This window comes from Luteibacter sp. (assembly GCF_036500425.1).
GTDB lineage: Bacteria > Pseudomonadota > Gammaproteobacteria > Xanthomonadales > Rhodanobacteraceae > Luteibacter.
In genome coordinates this window covers 1-16,552 of the sequence record NZ_DASYCB010000047.1, presented here as the reverse complement: position 1 = coordinate 16,552, position 16,552 = coordinate 1, and the positions used below count along the sequence as shown (strand labels likewise).

Sequence of the window (16,552 nt, the reverse complement as noted above, 5' to 3'; positions counted from 1 at the left end):
TGGGGGTGGCGGCTGCGCCGCGATTTCCCCATTCGCGCGCAAGCACGTTTGGGGGCGGCGGCTGCGCCGCGATTTCCCCATTCGCGTGCAAGCACGCTCCTACATGTACTTATGTAGGAGCGTGCTTGCACGCGATCCCCCTCTGTCCCCATAGGTAAAAGGTCATGGGCCTGCGGGTAGTCCCGCTGGGTTATGGTCCCCGGGTAGCTCTTTCGACCCAAGGACACCTTCCCATGCACCGACGCTGGATTGCGCTGGCCATCGCCCTTACCTTCAGTGGCATGACCCAGGCACACGAACCGAACAAGACTCCCGCCGCCCCGGCCACCCAGGCCCCGGGTGAAGACGAAAACCTCTGGCTCGACGATATCGACGGCGCCAAGCCGCTGGCATGGGTGAAGGACGAGAACGCGAAGACGGTGGCGAAGTACGCCGATTCGCAGGAGTTCAAGACCCTGGATGCACGCATCCTCGAGATGCTCGATTCCGATGCCAAGATCCCGCTGGTCAGCAAGATCGGCGACCACTTCTATAACCTCTGGCGCGACAAGCAGAACCCCAAGGGCCTGTGGCGTCGTACCACGCTGGCCGAGTACCGCAAGGACAAGCCCGCCTGGGAAACCGTGGTCGACGTGGATGCCTTGTCGGCCGCCGAGAAGGAGAACTGGGTGTGGCACGGGGCCCAGTGCCTGAAGCCGGAAAACCGCTACTGCCTCGTCTCGCTCTCGCGCGGTGGCGCGGATGCCGACGTGATCCGCGAGTTCGATCTCACGACCAAAACCTTCGTCAAGGATGGCTTTACCCTGCCCGAGGCAAAGAGCCAGGTCAGCTGGATCGACAAGGACCACCTGTTCGTCGCGACCGATTTCGGCGCCGGCTCGATGACCGATTCGAGCTACCCGCGCATCGTGAAGGAATGGAAGCGCGGCACACCGCTCGCCTCCGCGACCACGGTGTATGAAGGTAAGAAGACCGACATGTCGATCTCGGCCTTTCGCGATCTCACGCCCGGCTTCGAGCGCGAGTTCGTGCAGCGCGCGCTGGAGTTTTACAGCAGCGAAACCTTCGTGCGCGGCAAGGATGGCAAGCTCACCAAGATCGATGTGCCCAACGATGCCGAAACCGATGTCGAGCGCGAGTGGCTGTTGATCGAACCGCGTACCGAGTGGAAGGTCGGTGGCAAGACTTACCCATCCGGCTCGCTGCTGGCGGCGAAGTTCGATGACTACATGGCTGGCAAGCGCGAGATCACCGTGCTGTTCACCCCGGATGAGCACACCTCGCTGGCCAGCCATTCGTGGACGAAGAACCACCTGATCCTCAACCTGATGCGCGACGTGGTCAGCCAGATCCAGGTGCTGACCCCAGCCGCGACTGGCGCGTGGAAGAATGAGTCGCTGGGCGGCGCCCCCGCGCTCTCCACCATGACCGCCAATGGCATCGATGCGGACGAGGGCGACGCGTACTTCCTCTCCGTCTCCGGTTTCCTGCAGCCGACCACGCTTTACTACGGCGTACTGGGCCAGGGCGAACGCGAAGCGCTGAAGCACACGCCGACGTTCTTTGATGCCTCGAAGTTCGTGGTGACCCAGCACTTCGCCACCTCGAAGGATGGCACCAAGGTGCCGTACTTCGAGATCGCGCCAAAAGCGATGAAGGCCGATGGCAACAACCCGACCCTGGTCTATGGCTACGGTGGTTTCGAGATCTCGCTCCAGCCGGCTTACCTCGCCGGCCCCGGCCGTTCGTGGCTGGAGAAGGGCGGCGTCTATGTCATCGCCAACATCCGCGGCGGCGGCGAATACGGCCCGCGTTGGCATCAGGCCGCACTGAAGGCTAACCGCCCGCGTGCGTACGAGGACTTCGCGGCGGTGTCGCAGGACCTGATCGATCGCAAGATCACCACGCCGAAACACATGGGCATGATGGGCGGCAGCAACGGCGGCCTGCTCGCCGGCAACATGCTGACCCAGTATCCACAGCTCTACGGCGCGGTGGTCAGCCAGGTGGCCCTGCTCGACATGAAACGCTACCCGCACATGTCGGCCGGTGCCTCGTGGATGGCTGAGTACGGCGACCCGGACAAGCCGGCGGAATGGAAGTACATCCAGACCTTCTCGCCGTACCACAACCTGCACAAGGGCGCCCATTACCCGGCGGTGCTGTTCACCACCTCGACCCGGGATGACCGTGTCGGCCCGGTGCACGCCCGCAAGATGGCGGCGCGCATGCAGGCCATGGGCTTCGATGCCAGCTTCTACGAGAACATCGAGGGCGGCCACGGCGCCGCGGCGGATAACAAGCAGCTGGCCTTCATGAGCACCCTGGCCTACATCTACCTGTGGGACCACCTGAAATAAGGCCCTGCCCGGCCCTTGTAGGAGCGCGCTTGCGCGCGATGGGGGGGTGCCGCAACCCCCATCGCGCGCAAGCGCGCTCCTACAGGGGTTTTCGCTGGCTGAATGGCTTTGCGGGGCCTGTCGCGCCCCTGCCCCCGCGTTCTTGTATCCTTGTGGGCTGTTTCTATCCCAAACTGCATCAAGGAACGCCCATGGGCCTGCATCTCGTCCCCGCCGGCAAGAATGTGCCGGACGAAATCAACGTCATCATCGAAATCCCCAAGGACGCCGAGCCGGTCAAGTACGAAGTGGACAAGGAAAGCGGCGCGATCTTCGTCGACCGCATCCTCTCCACCCCGATGCGCTACCCGTGCAACTACGGCTACGTGCCGGGCACCCTGGGCGGCGATGGCGATCCGCTGGACGCCCTGGTGATCCTGCCGCTGTCGCTGGTCCCGGGCTCGGTCATCCGCTGCCACCCGGTCGGCATGCTCAAGATGTCCGATGAAGCCGGCGCCGATGAGAAGCTGGTCGTGGTCCCGGTCGAGAAGGTGTTCGCCGGCTACGGCCACATCCGCGACATCAAGCAGGTGTCCGGCCACTGGCTCGAGCGCATCGGCCACTTCTTCGAGCACTACAAGGATCTCGAGAAGGGCAAGTGGGTCAAAGTGGACGGCTGGGTCGGCGCTGACGAAGCCAAGGCCGAGATCACCGCCGGCATGGCCCGCTACAAGGCCGACAACTAAAACCATGTAGAAGCGCGCTTACGCGCGATAGGGGTTGCCGCAAGGCCTATCGCGCGCAAGCGCGCTCCTACAGGAAGCCCGCCTTACGGCGGGCTTCTTTTTAGCCGCGGCCCAGCAGGCCGCGCAGGTCGATGATCGCGGCGTTGGCGCGCGAGATGTAGTTCGCCATCACCAGCGAATGATTCGCGAAGAAACCGAACGGCGAGCCATTAAGCACCACCGGGCTGCCCAGCGACTTCTGCGATTCCTCGAGCTCGCGGATCACCTGCTGCAGGCTGGCGTCGGCATTCTTGCTGCGCAGGATCGGCCCGAAATCCTGGCGGATCGCCTTCAGCTGTTCGAGCAGCGTCCACGTATAGCCACGGGCCTCGTAGAAGTTGTCGTCGATCTTGTTCCACGGCGTCTTGACGTACACCGCCTTGGACTGGCCCGCGTTGCCGGCGACATCGGCATTCGGCGCGGCATCGACCTTGAGCTGGCCGACGCTGGCCGAGAGTCGCTGCGACAGCGAGCCGAGACGCGCGGAGACTGTCTGAAGGTAATCGGCGAGGTTATCCGCGCGGGCGTAGAAGTGCGCGTTGCCATCTTCCGCATCGCTGAGCCGGCCGAGGTAGTCATTGAGATCGTCCACCGCCTTGGCGTACTGCGATTCCGAACTTGGGAACAGCCAGCGATCGTTCGGGCTATTGAGCAGCGGATCGGCCTCGCCCAGCGCCTTGTCTTCGGTGGACTGGGTCTGCGAGCGGCTGAAATCGTTGCGCAAGGCACGTGCCAGGTCGCGCGACGCGGTAAGCGAGCCGAACTCCCAATTAGGGATGTTATCCATGAACGAGCCGGGCGGCAGCTTGTCATTGCTGAGGTAACCGCCGCGCTTGTCCACCAGCGTTTCCACTGAGCGGACCAGCGTGTACGTGGTGACCGCGCCGGTGCTCATAGGCCGGCCGATCTCCTTCATGTGGGCGGTGGTGACCTGGACCGGATCGAACTGCGCCGGCTCCTTGTCCCACCACCACATGAAGAACAGCACGAGGAGGATCAGCAGCGCGATCGGCAGGGCGATCACCAGGCTGAGCCGGCGGCGCCTGCGCGGCGCGGGCGAGGGAGCAGCGGTCGCGTTCATGGGAATCCTTCTGGCGAGTGCGAGCGGTAGCCCCCAGCTTACCTAATCCATGCTTCGAAGGTGCCGCGGACGCGTTCAGGCGTTTGTGCACCGTTCGGGCTATCGCGCGCAAGCGCGCTCCTACAGGGGTGTCGGTGTAGGAGCGCGCTTGCGCGCGATGGGCGCGCCTCAACCTCACGCCTTACCGTACACCTCACCACCCTGCTCACGGAACTCAAGTGCCTTGGCATCCATGCCGGCTGCATATTCACGCACGTCCTGGGTGATTTTCATGGAGCAGAATTTCGGTCCGCACATGGAACAGAAATGCGCGCTCTTGTGCGCTTCCTTCGGCATCGTCTCATCGTGCATCGCACGCGCCTTCTCCGGATCGAGGCCGAGGTTGAACTGATCATCCCAGCGGAACTCGAAACGCGCCTTCGACAAGGCGTTATCGCGCACCTGTGCGCCGGGGTGACCCTTGGCGAGATCCGCGGCATGCGCGGCGATCTTGTAGGTGATGATGCCGTCGCGCACATCCTGCCGATCTGGCAGGCCCAGGTGTTCCTTCGGCGTGACGTAGCACAACATGGCCGTTCCGAACCAACCGATCATCGCCGCGCCGATCGCACTGGTGATGTGGTCGTAACCAGGTGCGATATCGGTCGTGAGCGGGCCCAGCGTGTAAAACGGCGCCTCGTGGCACACCGCCAGCTGGCGATCCATGTTTTCGCGGATGAGGTGCATCGGCACGTGGCCGGGGCCTTCCACCATGCACTGCACATCGTGCTTCCACGCCACCTTGGTGAGTTCGCCCAGCGTGTCGAGCTCGCCAAACTGTGCGGCATCGTTCGCATCCGCGATCGAGCCGGGACGAAGGCCATCGCCCAGGCTGAAGGCCACGTCATACGCCTGCATGATTTCGCAGATCTCTTCGAAGTGCGTGTACAGGAAATTTTCGCGGTGATGCGAAAGGCACCACTTCGCCATGATCGAGCCGCCACGCGACACGATGCCGGTGACACGCCCGGCGGTGAGCGGCACATAGCGGAGTAATACGCCGGCATGGATGGTGAAGTAGTCCACACCCTGCTCGGCCTGCTCGACCAGCGTGTCGCGGAAGATCTCCCAGGTGAGCTCTTCGGCCACGCCACCCACTTTCTCCAGCGCCTGGTAAATCGGCACGGTACCGACCGGCACCGGCGAATTGCGCAGGATCCATTCGCGGGTCTCATGAATGTGTTTACCCGTGGAAAGATCCATGATCGTGTCGGCACCCCAACGCGTCGCCCAGACCAGCTTTTCCACTTCCTCGGCGATACCCGAGCTCACCGCGCTGTTGCCGATGTTCGCGTTGATCTTGGTCAGGAAGTGCCGGCCGATGATCATGGGTTCGGCTTCGGGGTGGTTGATGTTCGCCGGGATGATCGCGCGGCCCCGGGCCACCTCGTCGCGGATGAAGTCAGGCGGCAGGTTCTCGCGCAGCGCGATGTATTCCATCTCCGGCGTCACGAGGCCGCGGCGCGCGTAGTGCATCTGGGTCACGATAGCTCCGCGCGCGGCCCGCAGGGGCACCCGCGGGGCCGGGAAGCGAATCGCGTCGAGACGGGCATCGGCCACACGAGCCCGGCCGAAGGTGGATGACAGCCCATCGAGCCGGACCACATCGTCGCGCCCGGCGATCCACGGGGCGCGCACCGGCGGCAGGCCGGCGGCCAGGTCCACACGGTGGCCGGGGTCGGTGTACGGACCGGAGGTGTCGTAAACGACCACAGGCGGGTTCACCTCACCGCCGAATAACGTAGGCGTCTGAGCCTGGGCGATCTCGCGCATGGGTACGCGCAGGTCGGGCCGGCTTCCGGCCAGGTAGACCTTGCGGGAGCCCGGCAGGGGCGTGGTAACGGCGGCGGACAGCTCGCGGGCGAGCTCGGGGGATAAGGCGTTCATCGGCTTCTCGGCTCTGTGGAGGGAGAAGCGGACGCACCGCCACGGCCGGCCGGCGCGCGAACGCGCACAGCTACCGTGGACAAAGCTTCCTACGCCGGTACTGACCGGATCAGGTTCAAAGGGACTCTCTCAGCCTGCGCAACGCGCCGGCACCCCCGCTTCGGGGCCGATTCAAACACGAAGCGGGACGAAACGCGAGGCTTAGGTTACGCGCGCGGCGCGTAGGCACGCATGAACATGTCCACCGCGGCGAGGGCGTTATTGTTCACCTCTTCGGCGAACTGGACTGCGCAATCCTCGCAACCGAACAAGCGGCGGATGAGCAGATCGCCCTTCAGCAGGGCCAGCAACTGCGTGGTCGCACGGCTGACATCGGTAATCTCGAGCTGGCCGTTCTCGACGGCGCTGCCAAGCAGGCCGCTCATGAGCTTGTGCATGCGCACCGGGCCTTCTTCCCAGACCAGGCGGCCAAAACGCGGGTTACCGCCGGCCTGGCAATCGGAGAGGATGGCGCGGAAGGTGCCCACGGATTCCGTGTTGGTTTCCATGGCCGCGTGGCTGCGGGCGATGACGGTGAGCGTGGCGCGGATATCGCCGCCGGCGCTGAAATCGAACAGGTCATCGGGCAGGCGTTCCTGCACGTGGGCGCGGATGACCTCGCGGAAGAGGTTGTCCTTGTCGCCGAAATGGCTGTAAACGGTGAGCTTGGACACACCGGCGGAGGCCGCGACGGCATCCATGCTGGTGCCGGCGAAACCGCCCTGGGTGAACAGCGCTTTGGCGGCATCGAGGATGGCCGCGCGCTTCTCCATATCCTTTGGACGCCCCGGGCCCTGCGTCTTCATTTTCGGGCTGGCGTTCATGGCTGCACCTTCACAAACAATAGTTATGACTTTATTATACGCAGCGGTTTAGTTATTTCCAGCAGGCTGTGCATCTTTTTCACGCGATAGCAAGCTGGGACACGAGCGGAACCGCCGTCCTACCCTAGAATAGGTGGGGCCGCGCCCGCGCGGACTCCATGGTTGCCGGGCTACCCGCCTACCGGCCGTTCAGCCGGCGTGGGGCCCGGTCGGGGTGACTTCCGTCAGCCCCGCTCGGTGACTTCCGGCACTTCGCCAGAAGGCACCGGGACCGCAGCCTTTGCACATCGGGAAAAACGGCAGCTAACCGCTTATCCTTCCGGATCTTTTTCAGCTTTTCGTACGGGATTGAACACCATGGCGATGAATTTTGAGCAGGCCCGCCAGAATATGGTCGAGAACCAGGTTCGCCCCTGGGAAGTACTTGATTTTGCAGTACTTGACACCCTCAAGACCATCCGCCGCGAAGATTTCGTGGCGCCGGCCCACCGCAATGTCGCCTTTGCTGACCTGAACCTGCCGCTGGGCCATGACGAAGTCATGATGAAGCCGGTGATCGAGGGTCGCGTGCTCCAGGCCATCGCGCTGAACAAGACCGATGACGTGCTCGAGATCGGCACGGGGTCGGGCTATCTCACCGCCTGCCTTGCCAGCCTGGCCGGCAAGGTCACCAGCATCGACATGCACGCCGATTTCGTCTCGGCCGCCCGCCAGCGCCTTTCGGCCGCCGGCGTGACCAACGCCAGCGTCGAGGTGGGCGAGGCCGTCAACGGTTACACGCCGGCCGGCGTTTTCGATGTCGTCGTGGTCACGGGCGCGGTGCACGCCGTTCCGGAGAAGTTCGTCCGCTGGCTGAAGCCGGGCGGCCGCATGTTCGTGGTGCGCGGCGATTCGCCGGCGCAAACGGCGGTGCTCCTCACCCATGAGGGTGAAGGCCGCTTCCGCGAGGAATCCTTGTTTGAAACGGACCTTCCCTATCTGGCGCATGCCGCGCCGGTGAAGCGCTTCGTGCTCTGACCTTCCAAAGATCCCCCCATCACCCACGAGGCGAACCCATGCGCTTGAAGCTCCTTACCGTTGCGCTGGCCCTGGCAGCGGCACCCTTCGCGAGCCATGCCGAAGACCTGCTTGACGCTTACCGCCAGGCCCGGGCGAACGATCCGGTGCTGTCGCAGGCCGACTCCACCCGCCTCGCGACCGGTGAGGGCGTGACCCAGGCCCGTGCGCTGTTGCTGCCGCAGGTCAACGCACAGCTCAGCCTGAATCAGAGCGACCCGAACGGCCGCTCCCCCGCCACCATCCGCGACCCGGAAACCGATGCGGTCATCGGCACCGTCTCGGATGTGGGGCACACCCGTACCCGTGACATGGGCGCCACGGTCAGCCAGAGCGTGGTCGACTTCAGCAAGTACGCCGACCTGAAGGCCGCGCGCTCGTCCGCGGATTCGCAGAACGCTACGTACGAGGCGGCGCTGCAGCAGCTCTCCACCCGCGTGGCCACGGCTTACTTCCAGGTCCTGACCAACGACGACGCGCTGACCTTCCAGAAGGCCAACGAGCAGGCGCTTGCCCGCCAGCTGGAACAGGCACAGCAGCGTTTCGACGTGGGCCTGTCGGCGATTACCGATGTGCAGGATGCCAAGGCCCAGCACGATACGGCTGTGGCCCAGGTCATCACCGCCGAGAACACCCTCGCCGATTCGCGCGAAGCCCTGACCCAGATCACCGGCCAGCCGGCCGATAACCTGAAGAAGCTCCGCGACCAGCTGCCGATGGATGCGCCCTCGCCGAACGATGCCAAGGCCTGGGTCGCCGAAGCGGTGAAGTCCAGCCCGACCATCATCGCCGCACAGTACAACGTCGAGTCCGCCGAGCACAGCATCTCGTCGGCACGCGCCGGCCACCTGCCGACACTCGATGCGACGCTCGGTTACAGCAAGAGCACGCAGTGGTCGCAGAACGTAGGCACCACGTCGTCCAGCAGCACGCTGAACGGCCGTGGCTCTACTTCCGTGGGCCTGACGCTGAACGTGCCGATCTTCTCCGGCGGCGCCACGCAGTCGCGCGTTCGCCAGTCGATCTACCAGCGCGATGCGGCGCAGGATTCGCTGGAATCCACCCGCCGCCAGGTCGTGCGCGATACGCTGAACTTCTACCGTTCGGTCGTCGCGGGCATCAGCAAGGTCGAAGCGACGAAGGCGGCCGTTGAATCCGCTGAAAGTGCCCGTGATGCCACGCAGGCCGGCTTCGAAGTCGGTACCCGCACCATCGTCGACGTGCTGATCGCGCAGCAGAACCTGACCTCGTCGCTCAGCGATTACTCGCAGGCCCGCCACCAGTTCGTGCTCGACAAGCTGCTGCTGAAGCAGACCGCCGGCACGGTGGATGTGAAGGACCTGGAAGCGGTGAACTCCCTGCTCCAGTAACCCCGCCCTACCGCGCAAGAAAGAAAACGGCCCTCACAGGGCCGTTTTTTTTTGCGTGCCCTGTAGGAGCGCGCTTGCGCGCGATGGGTGCTTGCCGCAGGCGTGATCGCGCGCAAGCGCGCTCCTACAGATGGGCGCGAATATTCCCACGCTGCCAGCGCATGCCCACACGCAGCCTGCCTGCGGTAAGGCGGCAGCGTCACTCCTGCAGCAGGGTATCCACCAGCTTCATGACCTTGCCCACGGAGCCACGCTCGCTCTCGAACACCTGGCGCGCCGCGCGGCCCATCTGCCCGCGGCGCGTTTCATCGCGTAGCAGGGAAAGCACTTCCGCGCCCAGCTCGGATCCATCCTGCACGCGCTGGCCGCCGTGCTCATCGAGCAGCGCCTGGGTGATCTCTTCGAAGTTGTACGTGTAGGGACCCACGAGCACCGGCTTGGATAGCGCGGCCGGTTCCAGCACGTTGTGGCCGCCGATCGAGACCAGGCTGCCACCGACGAAGGCGACATCCGAAGCGGCGAAGAATCGCAGCAACTCCCCCATCGAGTCGATGACGAAGCACTGCGTGGAGGGGCCCGGCGTGCCATCTGCGCTGCGCGTGGCGACATTGAAGCCCAGGCTGCGCACGGACGATTCCACCGCCTTGAAGCGTTCCGGATGGCGTGGCGCGATCAACAGCAGCGCATCGGGTAAACGGCGCATCACTTCGGTGTGCGCTTCGAACACGCACATTTCCTCGCCCTCGTGCGTGCTGGCGGCAATCCATACCGGGCGACCACTACCCCACGCCGCACGCATGGCGGTGCCAGCCTCAAGCGCCGCATCGGGCACGGGCATATCGAACTTAAGGTTGCCGCACACGGTGAGCTGGCTGGGCTCGGCGCCGAGCAGGCGGTAGCGCGCTGCATCGGTGCGCGACTGCGCGGCGATATGGCTGACGCAGCGCAGCGCGCGGCGCACCAGTGAACTCATCCGCGCATAGCCCTTGAGCGAGCGCTCGGAAAGCCGGGCGTTGGCGATCAGCAACGGAATGCCGTACCGGTGGCAGGCGAAGTACAGGTTCGGCCAGATCTCGGTTTCCACGATCACGGCGAGGCGTGGCCGCGTACTGCGCAGGAAGCGCTTCACGGCAAACGGCAGATCGTACGGGAGGTACACGCTATGCACGGTGTTGCCGAACAGCTGGCGCACGCGCTCGGACCCGGTCGGGGTGACCGTGGTCACCAGCATCGGTGCACGCGGGTAGGCTTCCATCAGCGCCTTGACCAGCGGCTCCGCGGCATTCACCTCTCCCACGGAGACCGCATGCACCCACAGGCAGCCGCTCAGCCGGGGCCCCGGGAAGCGGCCAAAGCGCTCGCGCCAGCGCACGTGATAATCGCCGTAGCGCATGCCACGCGCCATCAGGCGGACCATCACCAACGGGGTGAACAGGTACATGGCCAGGTTGTAGAGCAGGCGCAGGAACACGCTATCCCCAGGGTCGCGGTTGGCCCGGCAGTATAGCCGCCCTAGTCCGCTACAATGCCCGGCCATGCCCGGAATGCCCCGCCCGACCCTCACCCGCGCGCTGCTGATGCCACGTAACTGGCCAGCGTGGCTGGGCGTGGGTGTCATCTGGCTGATCGCCCACCTGCCCTTCCGCGCCCTGATGGGCCTGGGCCGCCTGGCCGGCCGGCTCGCCCTGCACCTGAACAAGGAACGCCGGCGTATCGCGGCCACCAACATCGCGCTGTGCTTCCCGGAGCTGCCCCCCGAAGCGCAAAAGGCGCTGGTCCGCGCGAACCTGTGCGACGTCGGCATGATGCTGGCTGAATTCGCACTGGGCTGGATGGGCTCGGACAAGGCCATCGCAAACGTGCCCGTCACGATCGAGGGCCTGGAGCATCTCGAAGCCGCGCGCGCGGAAGGTCGTGGCGTACTGCTTGTCGGGGGCCACTTCTCACACCTGGAACTCTGCGCGCGACTGGTCTCGCAGCGCATCCGCATCGCGGGCATGTACCGGCGCATGGATTCGGATGTGTTTGAGTTCGCCGTGCTGCGCTCGCGATTGCACTACGCCGCCGCCATGTTCGAGAAGGATGATATCCGCGGCTCGGTGAAGTATCTCAAGGCGGGCGGCACGCTGTGGTACGCGCCCGACCAGGATATGCGCAGCAAGGACAACGTGTTCGCGCGTTTCTTCGGTGTGCGTGCGGCGACCATTACCGCCACGCATCACCTGGCGCGGATGTCGAATGCCGTGGTGATTCCGTTCCATCATCGTCGCTTGCCCGATGATTCGGGTTACGTCATGCGGCTCGGCGCACCGATGGAAGGATTTCCATCGAACGATGCGGCACGTGATACCGAGGAAGTGAACGCGCAGATCGAGGCGATGGTCCGCGAGGCGCCGGAGCAGTACCTGTGGGTGCATAAGCGGTTCAAGACGCGGCCACCGGGTGAGCCTAAGGTTTATTGAGGGGGATCGCGCGCAAGCGCGCTCCTACAAAAGGCCTGCGCAGGCTCTTGTAGGAGCGCGCTTGCGCGCGATGCCTTTCACCGGACTTTCCCGAAACTTTCTACGCGCCAACACCCGCTAAATCGCTCCTTCTCACGAAAGTCAGGCGAAAATTTCGCGGCGTAGAACGTCCGTCTATCTCCACAGAAACGGACCTTCCCGATGCAGTCGTTGTTTCGCTTCGCGCGATCCTTGCGCGGTCGCGCCGGTTGGCATAGCACGCGCTCGCATGCGCTCGGTGCCGTGCTCACCTACTGCGGCCGTGCGGCCAGGCGCTGGCGCGAACACGACGCATGGCTCGCCTTCCTTGAATCGCCCGCGATGGCCGGCATCACCGAGGTCGATCAGGTCCTGGTCGAGCGTTACCAGCACCGCTACATCAGCAAGGCGTGGACCGCGGAGCAACGTTTGCGCGCCGTACGCGCCCACTATGATTTCGCCCTGTCGCGCTTCCCGCGCGAGCTGTTCCACATGCTTTACCGCGAACGCCAGGTGTTGGCCGGCAAGCTGACCCTGCGCGACGGTGCGCCGTTATCGCTGCTATTGAAGGCACCGATCCGCCGCGGCCGCGAGGGCGAACTCAGCATTTCACTCACCGATGCATCGGGCCTGCAGCTTTCCTATGCGCAGTTTTCCTTCATTAACGGCGGACGCGCCATCGTCATTGGCTGCCTGCAAGGCGCGGCGAACAACGCCGGGCGCGAAGCAGTCCGCGAGCTGACCAAACAGTGCCATGGCTTGCGCCCGAAGAACCTGCTGTTGTCGATGGTGCGCGCGATCGCCGATGCGTTCGGCGTCGAAGAAGTGCTAGGCGTCGGCAACGGGCGCCACGTGTTCGCCGGTATCGCTAACAAGGTGAAAGCCGATTACGACGCGTTCTGGGTGGAAGCCGGCGGCGAAGCGGCCGACGATGGGTTCTACCGCTTGCCACCGCGCGACCCGGTTCGCCTTGAATCCGATGTGGAGAGCAAGCGCCGCAGTGAGTTCCGCCGGCGCGAGGCACTGCGCCACGAAGCGTGCGAGCTAATCCTGCTGCCGTTTGGCTTCCACCGGCCGGCCCTTGCCGTCGCGGCGTGATACGCGCCGCTCGTAGAGCTTGGCGTACTTGAGGAACGCGTAGAACGCGTGCACACGGGCGGCGATGAAGCCAGCCCAGCCGCCACGCCAGTGGCCGCGCAGGAAGTAATAGCGGGCGAAGGCCACGGTCGGGTAAGCCACCATCCGCAGGCGCAGGGCGCGTGGTTCGCGCGTATGCCGGTCGCGAACCTGCAAGCTGGAATAGCGGTTGGCCTTATCGACCCGCCCCTCGATATCGCGTTCACCGTGGTGGTCGATGATCGCGTCCAGGCGGCGCACCGGGCCATCGACGACGACACTCTCGTGCACCTCGTGCCCGCTCATCCGGGCGCGTTCGCGATCGAACAACCGCACGTAGTGGTTCAGCCGTGCCCGATCGGGCTGCCAGCGCCAGAACACCCATTCGCGGCGGAGCAGTTCAAAGCCGGCTACGGCAGGATCAAGCAATGCGGCGCGGATCCGTTCGGCCGCCTCGGGCGGTACGGTTTCATCCGAATCCAGCAACAACACCCAGCGGTTCGACGCCAGGTCGATCGCCGTCTGCTTCTGTGCGCTGTAACCGGCGAAGGGCTGCTCATGAATACGCGCACCCGCCTTCTCCGCGATCGCACGCGTGGCATCCGTGGAGCCTGAATCGAGCACGACGATGTCATCGGCGAAGGCGACAGACGCCAGGCAGGCCCCGATGGTATCGGCGTTGTTGAAGGTGGTGATGACGACCGAGAGCCGCTCACCTGGCATGCCGGGGTTCCGCATCGGGCAGGTCGGCATACAGGGCGGCGCAGCACACGGCGAATAGCCATGCGGCGAGCAAGCCCCACCACGCCGAGTAGAACGCCATGTGCGTATTCAGCGGAAACAGGATGGCGAACAAGCCTACCGCTGGCGGAAACGCACGTCGCCGCGCGTCTTCGCCCGCACGCCACCAGGCACGCAGCGCATAGACCGCCGCGGCGAGCCAGACCAGCAAGCCCAGCGTGCCGGTTTCAGTGGCGACTTCGAGCACCACCTGGTGCGCATGGCACGCCCCTTCGCCGTCGCCGCATTTCTCGATGGTGAGGAAGTGATCGCCCGGCGCGGCGTAGTCCGGATACGCGACGCGGAAGCCACGCACGCCTACACCGTTCACAGGGTGGGCGGCGAACAGGCGCAGCGAGGTCCGCCAGATATCGAGACGGCCCGTCAGCGCGGTATCCATGCCTTGCTGGGTACCGCTCAACGCGGGCAGCGTATGGGCGATGCGCTCACGGAACCGCGGCGAGACCTGCCAGGCCAGCAGGCCCGCCAGCACCAGCACCACGCCGCCCACGGCGCAGGCGGCGAGGAAGCGCTTGATGCCACCGGCTTCGCGCCAGAGGAAGGCCAGCCCGACCAGCCCGTAGCAGAGCCATGAGGCACGCGAGCCCGAAAGAAGCACCGGGCCAAGGGTCACCAGATAGGCCCCGACCAGGGCCCACCGACCCCAGCGCTCGCGTACGGCCCAGAGCAGGAACGGAGCACAGGCCGCCAGGGCCGGGCCGAGCTTCAGGTTATCGCTGCCGAAGATGCCGGAGAGCCGCTCCGCGTTGGAGTGGCCCGCAAGACCCACCCCGGTGAGCGCCTGGACCCAGGCATCCAGCACCCAGAGGGCGACGACCGCTGCCGTCGCCATGTACAGCGCGCGAACCTTGCCGGGGCGGCGCATGGCGAAACAGGTGTACACGCCCAGCGGCGCGAAACGCAGGATGCCGGCGACCGTGCCCCAGCTCTTGCCGGGCGCGACGGCATCGACCGCCGAAAGCAGGGCCGCACCGGCGTAGGCAGCGAACAGCCAGAGGAAAAGCTTCGCGCCCGGGTGGTGGCGTAGCGCCCACGGCTCACGCACCAGCAACAGGATCGCGCCGACCAGTGCCAGGAATACACCCAGTTCGGCGCTGCGCCCGAACGGTAGCAACGCGGGCACCAGCCATACCGGTAACAGGGGCGAACGCAGCCCGGCGCGCAGGGCGGCCTTCAGGCCAGGCGTGCTCACGCCGCGGGCACGCCTTCGATCACGTCGGCGTAGAGCGCCAGCGTGGCGGTTTGCATATCCACCAGGCGGTAGCTGCGCGGCGGCGGAATCGGTGGCGCGAAGCGCAGCAGTTCGGCCGCGCGTTCGACCAGGCGCTCGCGATCATTCAACGGGACGCGGCCCGCCGGGTACAGCTCGGAGAGCAATTCACCGACGCCACCATGGGCGTAACCCAGTACCGGGCGGCACATGGCGAGTGCTTCGACCACCGTGCGCCCAAAGGACTCCGGGCGTTGGGAAAGCTGCAGCACCAGGTTGGAGATGGCGTACACGTCGCGGATATCCGAACGCGGCGGCGAGATCACCACCTTCGCCTCGAGCCCGCGCTCGCGGATGAGCGCACGCAGCTCGGCGATATACGCCTCGCGGCCCGGCTCGTCGGCGCCCATCAGCAACAGGCGCGCATCGATGGCGCGATTCTGCAGGTCGGCAATCAGCTCGATGGCATCGGCATGGCCCTTGAGCCGCGTGCCACGGCCCGGCAGGGTGAGCAGGGGCGCGCCTTCGAGCTGAGGGAATTCTTCAAAGAAGGCCCGCTGCCAGGAATCGTCCGGGCGATAACCGTAGGGGAACGCCTCGGTGTCGATGCCGCGCGGGACCACCGAGATCCTCGCACTGGAAATATCGTCGGGGTAGTGGCGCAGCACGTAGTCACGCAGGGTCTGCGAGACCACGATGACCCGCTCGCCACGTAGCAGGATGCTGCTGTAGTGCCCCGGCGTGTTTAGCCCATGCACCGTGGTTACGAAGTGCGGCCGCGGTTTGACCCGCTTCATGGCCCACCAGCCGACCCAGGCCGGGAGGCGTGAGCGTGCGTGCACGATATCCGGCTTGAGCCCGCGCAGGATGCGACGCAGCTTGCCTACGGTGAACAGTGTGCCAAATGACTTGCGGCCGATCGGCAGCGTGACGTGCTCGCTACCTTCGGCCTCAAGTTGCTCCACCAGCCGGCCGCCGGCAGAGACGACCACGGAGCGGTGCCCGGCGGCCACAAGGGCGCGGGCAATTTCCAGGGTCGATCGCTCGGCACCACCCGAATGAAGGGCGGGTACGAGTTGTACAACGGTCATCGTCCGGGCTGGGAAGACGGTGGCCATGGCGCGGTCCGGTGATGAAGGAGTGGCGGGCGATGCGTTCAGCGAGCCCGCCCGGGCCGGTCAGTCTTTGAGTACGTAAGTGGCACCGCAATACATGCACTTGGAGGTGCCGCCCTCGTCCTCGATAGGCAGGTATACCTTGGGGTGCGAGTTCCACAGGTACATGCCCGGCATGGGGCAGGACAGCGGAAGATCGGCGCGGGTCACGTCGTAGCGGTTTTCGGCGTTCGCCGGGATAAGCGGCGCGGCCGCTGGGTTGGTGCGCATGTGAAGCTCCGGGCGATGCGTTAAAACCGGGGATGGGGCGATGGTAGCAAAAAGGGCCCGCTTACGCGGGCCCTTCAGGCTTGTGTAGGAGCGCGCTTGCGCGCGATGGGGCTTGCCGCGGCCTTGTCGCGCGCAAGCGC

The 16,552-nt window shown here is 65.3% G+C and carries 14 protein-coding genes and 1 riboswitch; of the genes, 6 read left to right on the top strand and 8 right to left on the bottom strand.

Annotation, left to right across the window (positions count from 1 at the left end; translation table 11 throughout):
* Positions 1-281: 281 nt before the first annotated feature.
* Both VGN46_RS11165 and ppa read left to right on the top strand, forming a co-directional pair.
* Entirely contained in the window at positions 282-2,360 is a 2,079-nt protein-coding gene (locus tag VGN46_RS11165; RefSeq protein WP_414675251.1) for a prolyl oligopeptidase family serine peptidase, read from the top strand.
* 191 nt (positions 2,361-2,551) lie between these two features.
* Entirely contained in the window at positions 2,552-3,085 is a 534-nt protein-coding gene (ppa, locus tag VGN46_RS11160) for an inorganic diphosphatase (RefSeq protein WP_331643737.1), read from the top strand.
* A 100-nt stretch (positions 3,086-3,185) separates the two neighbouring features.
* On the opposite strand, the gene VGN46_RS11155 is transcribed toward ppa, so the two are convergent.
* The 3 genes from VGN46_RS11155 to VGN46_RS11145 form a co-directional block, all read right to left on the bottom strand.
* Positions 3,186-4,205 carry a DUF2333 family protein gene (locus tag VGN46_RS11155; protein WP_331643735.1) on the bottom strand — a complete coding sequence of 340 codons (1,020 nt, stop codon included), beginning with the start codon at positions 4,203-4,205 and terminating at the stop codon, positions 3,186-3,188.
* A 174-nt stretch (positions 4,206-4,379) separates the two neighbouring features.
* Entirely contained in the window at positions 4,380-6,131 is a 1,752-nt protein-coding gene (thiC, locus tag VGN46_RS11150) for a phosphomethylpyrimidine synthase ThiC (protein ID WP_331643733.1), read from the bottom strand.
* 69 nt (positions 6,132-6,200) lie between these two features.
* Positions 6,201-6,298, bottom strand: a riboswitch (TPP riboswitch).
* A 39-nt stretch (positions 6,299-6,337) separates the two neighbouring features.
* On the bottom strand, positions 6,338-6,994 hold the full coding sequence (locus VGN46_RS11145) for a TetR/AcrR family transcriptional regulator (protein ID WP_331643731.1): 657 nt from the start codon (positions 6,992-6,994) through the stop codon (positions 6,338-6,340).
* A 357-nt stretch (positions 6,995-7,351) separates the two neighbouring features.
* Here VGN46_RS11145 and VGN46_RS11140 point away from each other — a divergent pair, with 357 nt between their 5' ends.
* Both VGN46_RS11140 and VGN46_RS11135 read left to right on the top strand, forming a co-directional pair.
* A complete protein-coding gene (locus tag VGN46_RS11140) occupies positions 7,352-8,011 on the top strand; it encodes a protein-L-isoaspartate O-methyltransferase (protein ID WP_331643729.1) in 660 nt (219 codons plus the stop codon).
* 38 nt (positions 8,012-8,049) lie between these two features.
* Positions 8,050-9,420: a TolC family outer membrane protein gene (locus tag VGN46_RS11135; RefSeq protein ID WP_331643727.1), complete on the top strand. Its 1,371-nt coding sequence runs from the start codon at positions 8,050-8,052 to the stop codon at positions 9,418-9,420.
* A gap of 199 nt (positions 9,421-9,619) precedes the next feature.
* Here VGN46_RS11135 and waaA read toward each other — a convergent pair whose 3' ends face one another.
* Positions 9,620-10,885 (bottom strand): lipid IV(A) 3-deoxy-D-manno-octulosonic acid transferase, encoded by a 1,266-nt coding sequence (waaA, locus tag VGN46_RS11130; RefSeq protein WP_331643764.1) that lies wholly within the window; start codon positions 10,883-10,885, stop codon positions 9,620-9,622.
* A 79-nt stretch (positions 10,886-10,964) separates the two neighbouring features.
* On the opposite strand from waaA, the gene lpxL reads away from it, so the two are divergent.
* Entirely contained in the window at positions 10,965-11,882 is a 918-nt protein-coding gene (gene lpxL, locus VGN46_RS11125; protein ID WP_331643724.1) for an LpxL/LpxP family Kdo(2)-lipid IV(A) lauroyl/palmitoleoyl acyltransferase, read from the top strand.
* Positions 11,883-12,083: 201 nt separating this feature from the next.
* The gene (locus tag VGN46_RS11120) at positions 12,084-12,998 is read left to right on the top strand and encodes a DUF535 family protein (protein WP_331643722.1); all 915 of its coding nucleotides are present in this window, start codon (positions 12,084-12,086) and stop codon (positions 12,996-12,998) included.
* On the opposite strand, the gene VGN46_RS11115 is transcribed toward VGN46_RS11120, so the two are convergent.
* Genes VGN46_RS11115 through VGN46_RS11100 form a run of 4 tightly spaced genes read right to left on the bottom strand, consistent with a single transcriptional unit; the run spans position 12,945 to position 16,412 of the window.
* Positions 12,945-13,739 carry a glycosyltransferase family 2 protein gene (locus VGN46_RS11115; RefSeq protein ID WP_331643720.1) on the bottom strand — a complete coding sequence of 265 codons (795 nt, stop codon included), beginning with the start codon at positions 13,737-13,739 and terminating at the stop codon, positions 12,945-12,947. The two genes, VGN46_RS11120 and VGN46_RS11115, sit on opposite strands and share 54 nt — an antisense overlap.
* On the bottom strand, positions 13,729-15,009 hold the full coding sequence (locus tag VGN46_RS11110) for an O-antigen ligase (RefSeq protein ID WP_331643718.1): 1,281 nt from the start codon (positions 15,007-15,009) through the stop codon (positions 13,729-13,731). The genes VGN46_RS11115 and VGN46_RS11110 overlap by 11 nt, the downstream gene beginning before the upstream one ends.
* On the bottom strand, positions 15,006-16,145 hold the full coding sequence (locus VGN46_RS11105) for a glycosyltransferase (RefSeq protein ID WP_331643716.1): 1,140 nt from the start codon (positions 16,143-16,145) through the stop codon (positions 15,006-15,008). The genes VGN46_RS11110 and VGN46_RS11105 overlap by 4 nt, the downstream gene beginning before the upstream one ends.
* A gap of 60 nt (positions 16,146-16,205) precedes the next feature.
* The gene (locus VGN46_RS11100) at positions 16,206-16,412 is read right to left on the bottom strand and encodes a zinc-finger domain-containing protein (protein ID WP_331643714.1); all 207 of its coding nucleotides are present in this window, start codon (positions 16,410-16,412) and stop codon (positions 16,206-16,208) included.
* Between the last annotated feature and the right edge of the window lie 140 nt (positions 16,413-16,552).

Coding starts and splice junctions, on each gene's coding strand:
- VGN46_RS11155 (WP_331643735.1), bottom strand. CDS start 4,205: ATGAACGCGACCGCTGCTCCCTCGCCCGCGCCGCGCAGGCGCCGCCGG.
- VGN46_RS11145 (WP_331643731.1), bottom strand. CDS start 6,994: ATGAACGCCAGCCCGAAAATGAAGACGCAGGGCCCGGGGCGTCCAAAG.
- VGN46_RS11100 (WP_331643714.1), bottom strand. CDS start 16,412: ATGCGCACCAACCCAGCGGCCGCGCCGCTTATCCCGGCGAACGCCGAA.
- VGN46_RS11140 (WP_331643729.1), top strand. CDS start 7,352: ATGGCGATGAATTTTGAGCAGGCCCGCCAGAATATGGTCGAGAACCAG.
- lpxL (WP_331643724.1), top strand. CDS start 10,965: ATGCCCCGCCCGACCCTCACCCGCGCGCTGCTGATGCCACGTAACTGG.
- VGN46_RS11135 (WP_331643727.1), top strand. CDS start 8,050: ATGCGCTTGAAGCTCCTTACCGTTGCGCTGGCCCTGGCAGCGGCACCC.
- VGN46_RS11115 (WP_331643720.1), bottom strand. CDS start 13,739: ATGCCAGGTGAGCGGCTCTCGGTCGTCATCACCACCTTCAACAACGCC.
- ppa (WP_331643737.1), top strand. CDS start 2,552: ATGGGCCTGCATCTCGTCCCCGCCGGCAAGAATGTGCCGGACGAAATC.
- thiC (WP_331643733.1), bottom strand. CDS start 6,131: ATGAACGCCTTATCCCCCGAGCTCGCCCGCGAGCTGTCCGCCGCCGTT.
- VGN46_RS11105 (WP_331643716.1), bottom strand. CDS start 16,145: ATGGCCACCGTCTTCCCAGCCCGGACGATGACCGTTGTACAACTCGTA.
- VGN46_RS11165 (WP_414675251.1), top strand. CDS start 282: ATGACCCAGGCACACGAACCGAACAAGACTCCCGCCGCCCCGGCCACC.
- VGN46_RS11120 (WP_331643722.1), top strand. CDS start 12,084: ATGCAGTCGTTGTTTCGCTTCGCGCGATCCTTGCGCGGTCGCGCCGGT.